Raw genomic sequence first — 14,640 nt, forward strand, 5'->3', positions numbered from 1 at the left:
ATCGCGACAGCTGGTCAGCCGAGCCCGGTGAACTCGGGCTTGCGCTTCTCCTGGAAGGCGGCGAAGCCCTCGCGGTAGTCGGCGGTGTCGCACAGGGCGGCCTGAGCGCGGTTCTCCTCGGCCATCGAGGCCCAGAGCCCGAGCCGTTCGTCGCGGAGCGACGCGACGAGCCGCTTCGAGGCGACGAACGCCTGGGTCGCGCCCATCGCCGCGGCGCGGGCCGCGGAGCGGGTGGCATCCAGCACCTCGTCGGCGGCGAACACCTGCGAGAACAGGCCCGCCGCGACCGCCTCGGCACCCGACATGAGCCGGCCGCTGACGATGAGGTCCATGGTGCGGTGCGCGCCGAGCCGCTCGACGAAGAGGGCGTGCCCGCCCGAGTCGAGGGTGGCGCCGAGGTTCGCGAACGGCGAGCCGATCTTCGCGGTGTCGGCGACGTAGACGATGTCGCTCGCGATGAGGAGGCCGAGCCCGACGCCGAGGCACGCACCGTGTGCGACGGCGAACGTCGGCACCGGGATGGCGGCCATGCGCTTCAGCAGCGGTTCGACGATGCCGCCGAGGTAGCCCTGCACGTCGTCCTCGCGAGGGTCGACGCCCGAGATGTCGCGGCCGGCGCAGAACGCGCGCCCCTCGCCGCGCAGCACGAGCGCCCGCACCTCGCCGGTCGCGGCGAGCCGTTCGGCCTCCGCGTACGCCGCCGAGAGGTCGGCGAGCGCGGCGGGGTCGAGCGAGTTGAGCTTCTCGGGGGCGTTCAGCACGACCTCGGCGACGCGCGCCTCGGCATCGACGATGAGTTCGATCATGTACGGAGTCTCTTCCACTCAGACGTCGTAGTCGACGACGACGCGCTCGGACTTGGGGTGCGACTGGCAGGTGAGCACGTAGCCGCGCTCGAGCTCGTCGGGTTCGAGCGCGTAGTTCTCGGTCATGTTCACGGTGCCCGACACCACCCGCGCACGGCAGGTGCCGCAGACGCCGCCCGCGCACGCGAAGGGCACGTCGGGGCGGACCCGCAGGGCCGCGTTCAGGATCGACTCGTTCGCCGACACCGGGCTCTCGACCGTCGACGACTGCCCGTCGAGGGTGAACTCGATCGCCACGGTGTCCTCGCCCTGCTTCACCTCGACGGGGCGGCCGTGCCGCGGTTCGACCCGGTCGGCGTCGGTCGTGAACAGTTCGTAGCGCACGTGCGCCGCGGGCACCCCGCGCGCCTCGAGGGTGTCGCGGGCGAGCTGCACGAGCTCGAACGGCCCGCAGAGGAACCACTCGTCGACCGTCTCGGGGCGGATGAGCACGTCGAGCATCGTCTCGAGCTTCGACGCGTCGATGCGCCCGGACAGGAGCGGCGCGGTGCGCTGCTCGCGCGAGAGCACGTGGTGCAGCGCGAGCCGCGAGGGGTAGCGGTCCTTCAGTTCGGCGAGCTCCTCGAGGAACATCACGTCGAGCGTCGACCGGTTCGTGTACACGATCTCGAACTCGGATGTCTCGGAGCGGGCCAGCACCGCGTGGGCGAGCGCCATGAGCGGGGTGATGCCCGAACCGGCCGCGATCGCGACGATGTGCTTGCCGTCGAGCGCGTCGAGCGTCGAGGTGAAGGTGCCCTGCGGGCTCATCACGTCGAGGGTGTCGCCGACTTCGAGCTCGCTGTTCGCCCACGTCGAGAAGATCCCGCCGAGGTCGCGCTTGATGCCGACCGAGATGCGGCCGGTGCCGTCGGCGCCGATGCTCGGGGGGCGGCAGATCGAGTAGCTGCGGCGCCGCTCATGGCCGTCGAGCTCCTTGCGGAGGGCGACGTACTGGCCGGGCAGATAGCTGTACTCGTCGGCGAGCTCGGCGGGCACCGCGAAGGTCACCTCGACGGCGTCGCTCGTGAGCGGCCGCACCTCGGCGACCTCGAGCGAGTGGAACCGCGCGCGGCGGCGCTTCGTCACGTGTTCTCCGCCGACGGTCGAGCTGAGGAACGTCTCAGCTGCCGTCTCGGTCGAGCCCAGGTTTCTCGCCGCCATCAGATCACCTTGAAGTAGTCGAAGGGTTCGAGGCAGGCGCGGCACTCGTAGAGGGCCTTGCACGAGGTCGAACCGAAGCGGGCGATCTCGCGGGTGTCGAGCGAGTCGCAGCGGGGGCATTTCACGGCGAGCTGCACGCGCACGGGCCCCTGCCCGCGCGCCGCGGCGAGGCCGGTGGGCGCCTGGATGCCGTAGCGGCGCAGCTTCTGCTTGCCGTCCTCGGTCATCCAGTCGGTGGTCCACGCGGGGGCGAGCACGAGGTCGACGGTGACGTCGTCGTAGCCGGCGTGGGTGAGGGCGAGCACGACGTCGTCGCGCATGGCGTCCATCGCGGGGCATCCGCTGTACGTGGGGGTGAGCTCGACGTGCACCGCACCGTCGTCGGCGACCTCGACCGTGCGCAGCACGCCGAGGTCTTCGATCGTGAGCACGGGGATCTCGGGGTCGGTCACGGTCGCCGCGACCTGCCAGGCGCTCTGGTCTCGAGACGCGTCGCCGCTGCGCGTCGGCGCTCCTCGACCAACGGGGATGGTCGCGGTCACCATGACGCTCCCGGGTGCTGGCGGGCGAGCACCTGCATCTCGGCGAGGAGCGGCCCGAGGTGCTCGGTGTGCGAGCCGTGGCGGCCGCCGCCCGAGGCGGTGTACGCCGTGCGGCCCGAGGGGCGTTCGAGCGCAGCCTCGGCGAAGACCGCGTCGACGGCGGCCTCGAACGCGGGGCGCAGCGTCGAGGGCAGCACGGCGACGCCCGAGGCGGCGAGGCGCTCGACGAGCTCGTCGTCGGCGAACAGCTCGTCGACGTAGGGCCACGTCACGTCGACGCCGCGGATCATGCGGCGGCGCGACTCCTCGGTGCCGCCCGCGAGGCGCAGCACCCACTGGGTGGCGTGGTCGCGGTGGTAGTCGACCTCCTTCACCGACTTCGCGGCGATCGCCGCGAGGGTCGGGTCGGTCGAGCCGGCGAGCGCCGAGTAGAGCTCGAAGAGGTAGAGGGATGCCGCGAGCTGACGCGCGATCGTGACCGCGAAGTCGCCGTTCGGCTGCTCGAAGAGCCAGGCGTTGCGCCACTCGGGCTCGTCGCGCCAGTAGGCGAACTCGTCTTCGCTGCGGCCCGTCGCGGTGCCCGCGTAGTGCAGCAGCGAACGGGCGTGGCCGATGAGGTCGAGCCCGATGTTGCCGAGCGCGACGTCCTCCTCGAGCTCGGGCGCGCGGGTGATCCACATGCCGAGCTGCTGGGCGAGCACGAGCGCGTCGTCGCCGAGCCGGAGGGCGTACTCCGCGGCATCCGCAGAGGCGACCGCACCCGCGCCCTCGCTCGCGCCGGCGAGCTCGTCGGCGAGCGCGAGGCGATCGACCGAGACGTCGCCGTGCGGGTCGCCGTGCGGATCTCCGTGGGCGTCTCGAGACGCGTCACCTTCGGCGGCGCTCCTCGACGAACGGACGTCGCTCACAGGTGCTTCACCCCTTCGCTCTTCGTGTAGTACACGGCGTGCCGGTAGTTCTTGCCGGCGGGGCTCTCGAAGAAGGCGCCCTTCGCATCGGGGTCGCTCGTCGTGACGGCGTCGGCGGGGACGACCCAGATCGAGACGCCCTCGTTGCGGCGGGTGTAGAGGTCGCGGGCGTTGCGCACGGCCATGTCGGCGTCGGGCGCGTGCAGCGAGCCGACGTGGACGTGGCTCAGGCCGCGGTTGGCGCGCACGAAGACCTCCCAGAGGGGCCAGGCTTCGGTTCCGATCTCACCGGGGGTCGACATCAGGCCACCTCCTTCTGCATCTGCGACTGCTTGCGGGCGTATTCGGCGGCGGCTTCGCGCACCCAGGCTCCTTCTTCGTGTGCTTCGCGACGGCGGCGCAGTCGTTCGGCGTTGGCGGGGCCGCGACCTGCGAGCACCTCGTTGAACTCGGTCCAGTCGATCTCGCTCATGTCGTACTCGCCGGTCTCCTCGTTGAAGCGCAGGTTCGGGTCGGGCAGCGTGACGCCCATGACCTCGGCCTGCGGCACGAGCATGCCGACGAAGCGCTGGCGCAGTTCGTCGTTCGAGAAGCGCTTGATGTTCCACGCCATCGACTGCGCCGAGTTCGGCGACTGGTCGTCGGGCGGGCCGAACATCTGGAGGCTCGGCCAGTACCAGCGGTTCACGGCGTCCTGCGCCATCTGCCGCTGCTCGGGCGTGCCCTGCATGAGCTCGAGGAGGATCTCGAAGCCCTGGCGCTGGTGGAACGACTCCTCCTTGCAGATGCGCACCATCGCTCGCCCGTAGGGGCCGTACGAGGCACGGCAGAGCGGCACCTGGTTGCAGATCGCGGCACCGTCGACGAGCCAGCCGATGGCGCCCATGTCGGCCCACGTCGGGGTCGTGTAGTTGAAGATCGAGGAGTAGCGGGCGCGCCCCTCGATGAGCTGGTTCATCATCTCCTCGCGCGTGATGCCGAGCGTCTGCGCGGCCGAGTAGAGGTAGAGGCCGTGGCCGGCTTCGTCCTGCACCTTGGCCATGAGGATGGCCTTGCGCTTGAGGCTGGGCGCGCGCGTGATCCAGTTCGACTCGGGCTGCATGCCGATGATCTCGGAGTGCGCGTGCTGGCTGATCTGGCGGATGAGGGTCTTGCGGTACGCCTCGGGCATCCAGTCGCGAGGCTCGATGCGCGAGTCCTTCGCGATGAGGTCGTCGAACAGGGCCTGCGCCTCTGCGTCGGGCGCCTCCTCGGCGGCCAGGCTGAGCTCGGCAGCTGCGGTCATCATCGACTCCTGTGTCTTCGTGGGGATCGGGGGCGCTTCGCGAGTGACGGCACCGCGGAGCATCCGACAATACCTACCGATCGTTCAGTTAGTATATAGTCAACCTCAGCGTCGCAGCAACGGCGCGCGAACTCGATGAGGAGTCGAACATGACGGAAGCCGCGACCGCCCCGAACCGTGCCATGATGCAGCGCGATCTCGCCTCCGCGGCGCTCGGCATGGTCGTCGAACGGGATGACCCGGGGCACGCCGTCGTCTCCATGCGCGTGCGCGACGACATGACGAACGGCTTCGGCATCACCCACGGCGGTCTCGTGTTCACCCTCGCCGACACCGCGTTCGCGATCGCCTGCAACGAGGACGAGACCGTCACCGTCGCCGCGGGCGCCGACATCACCTTCCTGAAGTCCACCGTCGCGGGGCAGACCCTCACCGCGACCGCCGTCCGCCGCACCCGGTCGGGCCGCACCGGACTCTACGACGTCTCGGTCGTCGACGAGCACGGCGACGCGGTCGCCGAGTTCCGCGGCCGTTCCCTCTCCACCAACCGTCCGCAGGTCGAGGAGCGCCGCGCGTAGCGCGACGCGTCTCGAGACCACCCCACCTCACGGAGCACCACGTGTCGACGACGACCACCTCCCCCACCGTCTCGGGCCTCGTGCCCCCTCGCCCCGACGAGCTCGACCCCGAGGAGCGGATGACCCGCGCCGAACTCGAGGCGCTGCAGCTCGAGCGGCTGCAGCAGACCGTCGCGCACGCCTACGCGAACGTGCCCCTCTACACGGCGAAGTTCGACGCCGCGGGGGTGCACCCCCGTGACATCCAGACCCTCGCCGACGTCTCGAAGCTGCCCTTCACGACCAAGGAGGACCTGCGGCAGACCTACCCCTTCGGCATGTTCGCCGTGCCGATGGCCGAGGTCGCGCGCATCCACGCGTCGAGCGGAACCACCGGTCGGCCCACCGTCGTCGGCTACACGAAGGGCGACCTCGACCGCTGGGCGACCCTCGTCGCCCGCTCGCTCCGCGCGAGCGGCGTGCGCCCCGGCATGAAGGTGCACAACGCCTACGGCTACGGGCTGTTCACCGGCGGCCTCGGGGCGCACGCCGGCATCGAGAAGCTCGGCGCGACCGTCATCCCGATGTCGGGCGGGCAGACCGCGCGCCAGGTGCAGCTCATCGTCGACTTCGAGCCCGACGCGATCCTCTGCACGCCGAGCTACCTGCTCACGATCGCCGACGCCATGGTCGCGGCGGGCATCGACCCGCGCTCGACCTCGCTCAAGACGGCGGTGCTCGGCGCCGAGCCGTGGACGAACGAGATGCGCCACGAGCTCGAGCAGCGGCTCGGCATCGACGCCCTCGACATCTACGGGCTCAGCGAGGTCATGGGCCCCGGGGTCGGCAACGAGTGCATCGAGACGAAGGACGGCCCCCACATCTGGGAGGACCACTTCCTCCCAGAGATCATCGACGGCGACTCGGGTGCGGTCCTCGCCGACGGCGAGATGGGCGAGCTCGTCTTCACCTCGCTCACGAAGGAGGCGTTCCCGGTCATCCGCTACCGCACGCGCGACCTCACCCGCCTGCTGCCCGGCACCGCCCGCCCCGCGATGCGCCGCATCGAGAAGATCACGGGCCGCAACGACGACATGATCATCCTGCGCGGGGTGAACCTCTTCCCGACGCAGATCGAGGAGATCGTGCTCGGCATCGAGCAGCTCACCCCGCACTTCATCCTCGAACTGACCCGCACCGGCCGCATGGACGCCATGACGGTGCGCATCGAGCGCCACCCCGACCTCTCGCGCGAGGTCTGCGAGGCCGCCGCGGTCGTGCTCGCGAAGAAGATCAAGGTGCTCATCGGCTCGACCGTCGAGGTCCGGCTCGAGGAGCCCGGCGCGCTGCCGCGCAGCGAGGGCAAGTACAAGCGGGTCTACGACCTGCGCAACGGGTGACATCCGCGGGTTGAGGAGCGCGCGACGAAGGAGCACGCGTCTCGAAACCCGAGATGCGAGGATTGGGGCGATGAGCGAGAACGGATCACTGCGGCGAGGCCGCCCCGGCTACGACCAGCAGGGCATCCTCGAGGTCGCCGTCGCCGCGTTCAACCAGTACGGCTACGACGCGACGTCCATGGGAGTGCTCGCCGAACGGCTCGGCCTCTCGAAGTCGGCGATCTACCACCACTTCGCGTCGAAGGACGAGATCCTCGAGCGGGCCCTCGACGACGCGCTCAGCGCGCTCGAGGGCGTCCTCGGCGAGGCGGATGCCTCGGGCGGACGCGCGGCGGAGCGCCTCGACTACGCCCTCCGCGGGGCGGTGCACGTGCTCGTCGCGAAGCTGCCGACCGTCACGCTACTGCTGCGCGTGCGCGGCAACACGGAGGTCGAGCGCAGCGCCCTCGCACGTCGCCGCGCCTTCGACCGGGCCATCACGGCACTCGTCGAAGAGGCCCAGGCCGAGGGCACCCTGCGCAGCGACCTCGACGCGAGCGTCGTCGCGAGGCTCGTCTTCGGCATGGTCAACTCGATCGTCGAGTGGTACCGCCCGGGCGGCCGCGAAGACGCCGACAAGCTCGCCGACGACGTCATCGCGATCGCGCTCGACGGGCTACGCATGCCGAGTTCGAATCGGGTGCAGGAGCTGCTCGGCTGAAGCCCGCCCATCTGCCCCCGCGTGGCGGGGCGGCCCACATCGACTGGGCTGTGGCGGACGGCGGGATAGCACAACACTCCGCGATGATGGATCTCATGACCGACGCTCGCCCAGCCATCGGTGTTCGACTTGCCCTCGCGACCAGCGAAGCCGGGGGACGGCACACTCCGTTGCTCGGCGGGAACTCGGCCGAGGTCCGGATGCAGTACCGTCCGAACTGGGGACTTCCCGGGTGGCCGCGTGGTGACCAGACAGCTGCGCCGGTTCTTGGCTTCAGCAGATCCAACATTCGCCCCGGCGACACGACCGACGCGGTCATCATTCCGCTGTTCGCCGACCACGTTCCTCAATGGTGGGACGTCGCGCCCGGCGACGAGTTGAGGATGTACGAGGGAATGCGCATCTGCGGACGCGCAGTCATCCTCTGGACCGACCGGACCACGCTTGCTCTCAGTGACGACGAGGCGGCGCGGCTGCTCAATCGTCTCGATGAATAGACGTCTGCGGGTCTCCTAGCTCGCGCCCATCGGTTCCAAGACCCCGCACGCCGACTTGCGGTTGCTTCCGCGTGCCCTATTTCATTCGCGCTTCTCACTGCCGCGCAACGGTCCCGCACGACAAGTAGTTCCGCCTCGCTCAGGCCGTAGCCCACCCGCCCTCGGCGGCGGTGCGACGCGCCCGACGGGTGCGGTGCCGCCGCGGCTCGGTAGGGGCCCGTTCGGCCAGTCGTTCGGCCGCGACCCGGCGCCGTTCGAGCTCGTGCGCGAGTCGCGCCTCCTCAGCGGCGCGGAGGTGGGGGAAGGTGCTCTCCGAGATCAACATGTCGAATCCTCCTGATCGGTCGATACCGAGCCTGCGCCCTGAGGTGGGGCCGCGGCATCCGGCGATCGCCTTAACTTCGCGGCCGTGCCCCTGAGCCGTAGACGCAACAGGCCGCGCACCCGGATGGATGCGCGGCCCGTTGCTCAGTGCGGTTACGCCCGGCGACGACGCGCCACGACGAACAGCACGGCGCCGGCGAGCATCGCCAGGGCGCCGGCGGCGAGCGCGGGCACGAGGCCCTCGACGCCGGTGGAGGCGATGCGATCGGCCGCGGGCAGCTCGAGCGTGTTCGTGAGCAGGACCTCGACGACGGTGCCGTCGCCGATCACGACCGTCGACTCGCTGAACTGCGCGTGCGTCCAGCTCGCGCCCTCGACCGCGGCCGGAGCGGCCTCGGTCAGCGTGACGACCGCGCCGTACGGGAGCGGGTCGCTCGAGACGGCCTTGCCGTCGGCCTTCACGGTGAGCACGCCTGAACCGCCCTCGAAGCCCGGCCCCGAGGGGTACTCGTAGCGCACCGTGAACTGCGCGCCGGCGGGCAGCGTCGCCGCGCCCGAGCCGACGACCTCCTTGCGCACCGAGAACGCGCCGCTGTTCAGCTCGAGCGTGTTGACGGCGACGACGTCGAGCCGCTCGTCCTTCGCGACGACGAAGGTGTTCGCCGCCTCGAAGCGGGGCGTCGCCCAGGTTCCCCCGGCGACCGCGTCGGGCGTCCGCTCGCGGAGGGTCACGACGGCGCCCGCGGGCAGGTCGTCGACCGTCACGACGGTGCCGTCGGCCGGGACGACGATCTCGGTCGGCTCGAGCGCCTCGTAGCTCGCCCCGGCGGGGTACTCGTAGGTGAACGTGTACTCCGCGTCGGAGGCGGCGAGGTGCGCCCCGGTGCCTTCGACCCGCTTCTGCAGGCTGAAGGCGCCGACGTCGCGCGTGATCGTGTTCGTGAGCGTGACGGCCACCGTGGTGCCGTCGCCGATCTTCACGGTCGCGGGCGAGAAGGCGCCCGTACCGGTCCAGGTGCCGCCGACCACCGGCTCGGGCGGCGCTTCGCTGAGGCGCAGCACGGCGCCGAACGGCAGCGGCCCGCTCGTCGCGACCGTGCCGTCGGCGGAGACGACGAGCTCGCCCTGCCCCGCCACGAATCCGATTCCCGCGTCGTAGGCGTAGCGGACGGTGAACGCGTCGCTCGCGGGCACGAGCTTCGCGCCGGTGCCCTCGAGCACCTTGACCGCCGAGAAGTACCCCGTGTCGAGCGCCAGCTCGTTGTCGAGGTCGACCGTGATGCGGTTGTCCTTCACGATCGTGAAGGTCTTCTCGCTGAAGACGGGTTCCTGCCAGGTGCCGCCCTCGACGTCGTCGAGCAGCTCATCGAGGGTCACGGTGGCGCCGGCCGGAAGTCCGTCGACGATCGCCGCGTCGCCGCCGGCGGTCACCCGGACGGTGCCCTCGGCGCCCGCGTACACGCCGGCGTCGGGGTCGGCCGGGTACGACCACTTCACGGTGAACGTGGGGTCGTCGACGAGGCCCGCGCCGTCGCCGTCGAGTCGCTTCACGATCTCGAAGGCGCCGAGATCGCGGGTGAGGGTGTTGGTGACCGACACCACGACGTCCGCGGTGTCGGCGTCGACCGTCAGCTGCGCCGGCTCGATGACCGGGGCCTGCCAGCTCGCACCGGGGATCGCGGCGGGGGCCGACTCGGCGAAGTGCACGACCGCACCGACGGGCAGCCCCGGGATCTCGACGCGATCGCCGTCGAGCGGCAGCTCGACCGAGCCGCCGCCCGCAGGGATCCCCTTGGCGGCGTCGGCGTCCCAGCGGTAGTTCAGGGTGAAGACCGTGTCGCTCGGGATGCGCATCGCGTCGTCGTTCACGACGGTCTTGCGCGCGCCGGCCGAGACCTTCTCGAGCGTCGCCCGGTTCTGCAGGCGGATCTGGGCCAGCTTGCCGAGGTTGCCGTTCGCCGAAGAGAACGTCAGCTCGAGCCGCTCGGACTCGGTGCCGTCGGGAAGCACGAACACCGGGTCGGCCCACGTGACGTTCGCCGGCTCGACCGGGATGATCTCGTCGAGGGTGATCGTGGTGCCCTTGAACAGTTCGGCACTCGTGAACGACTCGCCGGCGCGCAGTTCGATGGTGCGCTGCTCGGTGACCTCGCCGTCGAGCGTGGCCGTGTAGTTGACGGTGAACGTCGGCGTCAACGAGGTGTCGCCCGCGAGCTCCTTCGTGAGCTCGAACTTGCCGAAGTTGCGGCCGACGACGGTGCCGGAGCCCGAGTAGCGGGTCGCGGTGCCCGTCGAGGTGCCCGACTTCACGCCCTCGATCTCGTACTTCGCGGTGTTGTCGTAGCTCTTCGCCTTGCCCTCGTCGAGCACGCGCACCTTCCAGATGACCTGGTAGGCCGAGCCCGAGATGCCCTGTTCGCCCGCCGGCGCGGCCCCGCCGAGCCCGGCGACGGAGGTGAAGTCGACGCGCTCGCCCCCGTCGGAGACGCTCACCTCGGCGCTCGGCTTCTCGCGGAACACCGGGTTCTGCCGGCCGAGCGAGTCGTACGAGAGCGATCGGGCCTCCTCGACCCGCGGTCCCTCCACGATCTCGAACGCCGTCTCATCGAAGTCGTCGGTGACGGTGACGTGCCGCCCGGCGGGGATGCCGTCGGGGCCGGTGGGCAGGATGACCCACCACGTGATGGTGTCGTCGAGGTTGTGGTAGCTCCCGCTCTTCCATCCGTCCCAGCCGCCGAACTCGCAGTTCTCGAGACAACGACCCGGGTTCGGATGCACCGTGGCCGGCGCCTCGACGTCACCGAAGTCGAAGACGTGCTCCTCGGTCTCGAGGTTCTCGAGCCAGACCTGCACGCGGAAGGTGAATTCGCCGCTCATCTCGAGCTCGTGTCCGTCGATGTAGTCGGGGTCCACGGTGCAGGTGATCTTCGACGCGAGGACGACGCACTCGCCCGCCGGCTCGCCGTCGGGATCGAGCATCGGGAACCGGTCCTCGTACCCGGTGAGCCCCTGCGGCAGGTCCATGGTGACGCTGACGGGGTTCACGGCCTCGCCGGGGACGCTCCACTTCACGGTGAGCTCCTGGCTGCTGCCGTCGTCGAACTCGCTGTCCACGAACGAGACGCCGTCGATCGAGATCGGCGAGCCCGCTGCGGCCTGCGCGGCCGGCGCGAAGACGAACACGTTCGCGGCGATCGCGAGCATCGCCGCGACCGCCATCGCCATCGCGCGCCGCAGTCGCTGCGCCCGGCTCGGGGGCGTTCCACTCCTGAGGTTGGTCATCTGTGCGTTCCTTCCGTTGGGGCGTCCGGACGGAATTCATCGGCGGGCGACGATCCCGAAGCCCGAGCAGGCGCGACAGCGCGACCGACGGCGGGGTGACCGACGGGTACGGACCGGCGCGGGTACGCCGGAATGCACTGATCCTCTCGGGTGAGGACGGGCGGCCGACTTTGCCGCCACCTGAGTGACGCGCACGCGCCCGCGTCATGACGCGCGCAGAGCTGAGAATCCCCTGTGCACCCCGACCGCCGCGCGAGTCTCCGGCCGGATGCCACGTCGCCCCGCCACCCGGATGTCCGATGCATGCGCGAAGCTGGAGTGATGACGACCGACTCGAGCGACACCCGCACCGCCGCACTCGGAGCGCTGCGCGAGCTCGTCGGGCGCGACGACGCCGAGTTCCACGACGGGCAGTTCGAGGCGATCGAGGCGCTCGTCGACGGTCGGCGCCGTGCGCTCGTGGTGCAGCGCACCGGGTGGGGCAAGTCGGCGGTCTACTTCGTCGCCACCCTCCTGCTGCGCCGGCGCGGCGCCGGCCCGACGGTGCTCGTGTCGCCGCTGCTCGCGCTCATGCGCGACCAGATCGCCGCGGCCGAACGCGCCGGAGTCCGGGCGGTCGCGATCAACTCGACGAACGCGCACGAATGGGGCGACGTGCTCGCGCAGCTCGACCGCGACGAGGTCGACGTGCTGCTCGTCTCACCCGAGCGGCTCAACAACCCGTCCTTCCGCGACGAGCAGCTGCCCGCCCTCGTGCGCCGCATCGGCATGCTCGTCGTCGACGAGGCGCATTGCATCAGCGACTGGGGGCACGACTTCCGGCCCGACTACCGACGCCTCCGCGAGCTGATCGCGCAGATGCCCGCCGAGGTGCCCGTGCTCGCCACCACGGCGACGGCGAACAGCCGGGTCGTCGCCGACGTCGCCGAACAGCTCGGGGGCGAGGCATCCACGGGGCTCGGGTCTGCCGCCGAGGGCGGGGCCGGCGGGGACGCCGGAGTGCTCACCATTCGCGGGCCGCTCGCGCGCACCTCGCTGCGACTCGGCGTGCTGCGCCTGCCCGACTCGGCGAGCCGGCTCGCGTGGCTCGTCGCGCACCTCGACGACCTGCCCGGTTCGGGCATCATCTACACGCTCACGGTCGCCGCGGCGAACGACACCGCGCGGCTGCTGCGCGAACGCGGCCACGAGGTGCGCGCCTACACCGGGCAGACCGACCCCGACGAGCGCGCCGAGTCAGAGGGCATGCTGAAGCGCAACGAGGTCAAGGCGCTCGTCGCGACGAGTGCGCTCGGCATGGGGTTCGACAAGCCCGATCTCGGCTTCGTGCTGCACCTCGGGGCGCCGTCGTCGCCCGTCGCGTACTACCAGCAGGTCGGGCGCGCGGGCCGCGCGACCGAGTCGGCCGACGTGCTGCTGCTGCCCGGCGTCGAGGACCGTGAGATCTGGCACTACTTCGCGACGGCGTCGATGCCCGATCGCGAGCGGGCGGAGCGGGTCATCGGGGCGCTCTCGGGCTCCCCCGTGTCGACGCCCGCGCTCGAGGCGATGGTCGACCTCCGGCGGACGCCGCTCGAACTGCTGCTCAAGGTGCTCGACGTCGACGGCGCCGTACGGCGCGTGCAGGGCGGCTGGGTCGCGACGGGCGAGCCGTGGGTCTACGACGAGGAGCGATACCGGCGCATCGCCGCCGAACGCGTCGCCGAGCAGCAGCACATGATCGAGTACGAGACGACGAGCGGGTGCCGCATGGAGTTCCTGCAGCGCTCCCTCGACGATGCCACCGCGGCACCGTGCGGGCGCTGCGACAACTGCGCGGGCGTCTGGTTCCCGACGGAGATCGGGGCAGAGGCTTCGGCGACCGCGGCGAAGGCGCTCGACCGGGTCGGTGTGCCGATCGAACCGCGTCGCGCCTGGCCGACCGGGGCCGACCGGCTCGGGGTTCCGGTGAAGGGCCGTATCTCCCCCGCCGAACAGGCGGGCGAGGGTCGGGCGCTCGCCCGGCTCACCGACCTGGGCTGGGGCGGCACGCTGCGCGAGGTCTTCGCCGCCGGCGCACCCGATGCGCCGGTGTCGCCGCAGCTGCTCGCCGCGTGCGTGCGGGTGCTCGCCGACTGGGGCTGGGCCGAGCGGCCCGTCGCCGTCGTCGCGATGCCCTCGCGCTCGAAGCCGCTGCTCGTCGACTCGCTCGCCCGCGGACTCGCCGAGGTGGGTCGGCTCCCCTACCTGGGTGCGCTCGAGCCGGTCGACGGCGGGCCGAGCGGGCAGCCGGGCGGCAACAGCGCATTCCGCCTCGCCCGGGTGTGGGGGCGGTTCTCGGCCGCCGGGCTCGAGGTGCCGGCCGGGCCGCTGCTCCTCGTCGACGACCTCGCCGACAGCCGGTGGACCCTCACGATCGCCGCCCGCGAGCTGCGCCTCGCCGGTGCCGTCGAGGTGCTGCCGTTCGCGCTCGCCCTGCGCGGCTGAGGCCGGTCGGCCGCACTGCGGCCCGTCCGCTTCGCGCCGGCCGAATCCACCCTCGCGTTCGACGGTGGCGCGCCCCTACGATGGCGACGTGCCTGAACTCCGTCCGACCCGAACCCTCCTCGCGGTCTCCTCGCTCCTCGCCGCCGCCGCGCTCCTGACCGGCTGCACCTCGGCCGGTCCCGTCATCGCGGAGACGACGCCGCCCGCCGTGACCGCCTCCCCGACGCCGACGCCGACGTCGACGCCCGACTCCTCCAACGGCGGCACGCTCGCCGCGCCGGGGCTCACCGTCGTGCCGACCGTCGACGGCGATTGCCCCGCAGATCCGAGCGAGTTCGGCGTCGTCACCCTCGTCGTCACCTCGAACGACGACACGACGCCGATCGAGATCGAGTACACCGCCTTCCGGCCCGGCGCCGATCCCGTCGTGCGCACGACGCAGGCGGTCGGCCCCGTCGTCGTGCTGATGCAGTCGGACTGCGGCACGCAGACCGCCGGCGCGCCGTGGACCTTCACTGCGAGCGCCCCGGACTCGCTGTCGTGCACGCTGACCTACGGCAGCAAGCGGGTCGCCTCCGACGACTACTACGCCGAGGGCTCCACCGACGAAGCCACCGTCGACTGCAGCGGGCATCCCGGCATGTGACCGGCCGGCGAGCCGACCGCCGGC

The 14,640-nt window shown here is 71.3% G+C and carries 14 protein-coding genes; 6 read left to right on the forward strand and 8 right to left on the reverse strand.

The window, feature by feature from the left end; translation table 11 throughout:
- Positions 1-14 precede the first annotated feature (14 nt).
- Genes ACFVTX_RS06090 through paaA form a run of 6 tightly spaced genes read right to left on the reverse strand, consistent with a single transcriptional unit; the run spans position 15 to position 4,747 of the window.
- Complete coding sequence (locus ACFVTX_RS06090; RefSeq protein ID WP_386898661.1) at positions 15-806, reverse strand: enoyl-CoA hydratase/isomerase family protein; 792 nt, start codon at positions 804-806, stop codon at positions 15-17.
- Between the two features lie 18 nt (positions 807-824).
- A complete protein-coding gene (gene paaE / locus ACFVTX_RS06095; RefSeq protein ID WP_386898662.1) occupies positions 825-2,009 on the reverse strand; it encodes a 1,2-phenylacetyl-CoA epoxidase subunit PaaE in 1,185 nt (394 codons plus the stop codon).
- On the reverse strand, positions 2,009-2,554 hold the full coding sequence (gene paaD / locus ACFVTX_RS06100; protein WP_386898663.1) for a 1,2-phenylacetyl-CoA epoxidase subunit PaaD: 546 nt from the start codon (positions 2,552-2,554) through the stop codon (positions 2,009-2,011). Before paaD ends, paaE begins: the two co-directional genes overlap by 1 nt.
- On the reverse strand, positions 2,548-3,459 hold the full coding sequence (gene paaC / locus ACFVTX_RS06105; protein ID WP_386898664.1) for a 1,2-phenylacetyl-CoA epoxidase subunit PaaC: 912 nt from the start codon (positions 3,457-3,459) through the stop codon (positions 2,548-2,550). The genes paaD and paaC overlap by 7 nt, the downstream gene beginning before the upstream one ends.
- The gene (gene paaB / locus ACFVTX_RS06110) at positions 3,456-3,761 is read right to left on the reverse strand and encodes a 1,2-phenylacetyl-CoA epoxidase subunit PaaB (protein ID WP_056653907.1); all 306 of its coding nucleotides are present in this window, start codon (positions 3,759-3,761) and stop codon (positions 3,456-3,458) included. Before paaB ends, paaC begins: the two co-directional genes overlap by 4 nt.
- Positions 3,761-4,747 (reverse strand): 1,2-phenylacetyl-CoA epoxidase subunit PaaA, encoded by a 987-nt coding sequence (paaA, locus tag ACFVTX_RS06115; RefSeq protein ID WP_386898665.1) that lies wholly within the window; start codon positions 4,745-4,747, stop codon positions 3,761-3,763. The genes paaB and paaA overlap by 1 nt, the downstream gene beginning before the upstream one ends.
- A 146-nt stretch (positions 4,748-4,893) precedes the next feature.
- Here paaA and paaI point away from each other — a divergent pair, with 146 nt between their 5' ends.
- From paaI to ACFVTX_RS06135, 4 genes are all read left to right on the forward strand, one after another.
- Positions 4,894-5,322 carry a hydroxyphenylacetyl-CoA thioesterase PaaI gene (gene paaI / locus ACFVTX_RS06120; RefSeq protein WP_386898666.1) on the forward strand — a complete coding sequence of 143 codons (429 nt, stop codon included), beginning with the start codon at positions 4,894-4,896 and terminating at the stop codon, positions 5,320-5,322.
- A 119-nt stretch (positions 5,323-5,441) separates the two neighbouring features.
- Positions 5,442-6,701: a phenylacetate--CoA ligase PaaK gene (gene paaK, locus ACFVTX_RS06125; protein WP_386898743.1), complete on the forward strand. Its 1,260-nt coding sequence runs from the start codon at positions 5,442-5,444 to the stop codon at positions 6,699-6,701.
- A gap of 70 nt (positions 6,702-6,771) precedes the next feature.
- Positions 6,772-7,401, forward strand: a complete 630-nt coding sequence (locus ACFVTX_RS06130; protein WP_386898667.1) for a TetR/AcrR family transcriptional regulator — start codon at positions 6,772-6,774, stop codon at positions 7,399-7,401.
- 95 nt (positions 7,402-7,496) lie between these two features.
- Entirely contained in the window at positions 7,497-7,898 is a 402-nt protein-coding gene (locus ACFVTX_RS06135; protein WP_386898668.1) for a hypothetical protein, read from the forward strand.
- Positions 7,899-8,037: 139 nt separating this feature from the next.
- Here ACFVTX_RS06135 and ACFVTX_RS06140 read toward each other — a convergent pair whose 3' ends face one another.
- Both ACFVTX_RS06140 and ACFVTX_RS06145 read right to left on the reverse strand, forming a co-directional pair.
- Complete coding sequence (locus ACFVTX_RS06140; RefSeq protein WP_386898669.1) at positions 8,038-8,223, reverse strand: hypothetical protein; 186 nt, start codon at positions 8,221-8,223, stop codon at positions 8,038-8,040.
- A gap of 152 nt (positions 8,224-8,375) precedes the next feature.
- Entirely contained in the window at positions 8,376-11,504 is a 3,129-nt protein-coding gene (locus ACFVTX_RS06145; RefSeq protein WP_386898670.1) for a DUF5979 domain-containing protein, read from the reverse strand.
- A 321-nt stretch (positions 11,505-11,825) separates the two neighbouring features.
- On the opposite strand from ACFVTX_RS06145, the gene ACFVTX_RS06150 reads away from it, so the two are divergent.
- Together ACFVTX_RS06150 and ACFVTX_RS06155 are read left to right on the forward strand one after the other, a co-directional pair.
- Positions 11,826-13,970: a DEAD/DEAH box helicase gene (locus ACFVTX_RS06150; protein WP_386898671.1), complete on the forward strand. Its 2,145-nt coding sequence runs from the start codon at positions 11,826-11,828 to the stop codon at positions 13,968-13,970.
- A gap of 88 nt (positions 13,971-14,058) precedes the next feature.
- Complete coding sequence (locus ACFVTX_RS06155) at positions 14,059-14,616, forward strand: hypothetical protein (protein ID WP_386898672.1); 558 nt, start codon at positions 14,059-14,061, stop codon at positions 14,614-14,616.
- The last annotated feature ends 24 nt before the right edge of the window (positions 14,617-14,640 follow it).

The organism is Agromyces sp. NPDC058136, from assembly GCF_042884375.1.
Lineage (GTDB): Bacteria > Actinomycetota > Actinomycetes > Actinomycetales > Microbacteriaceae > Agromyces.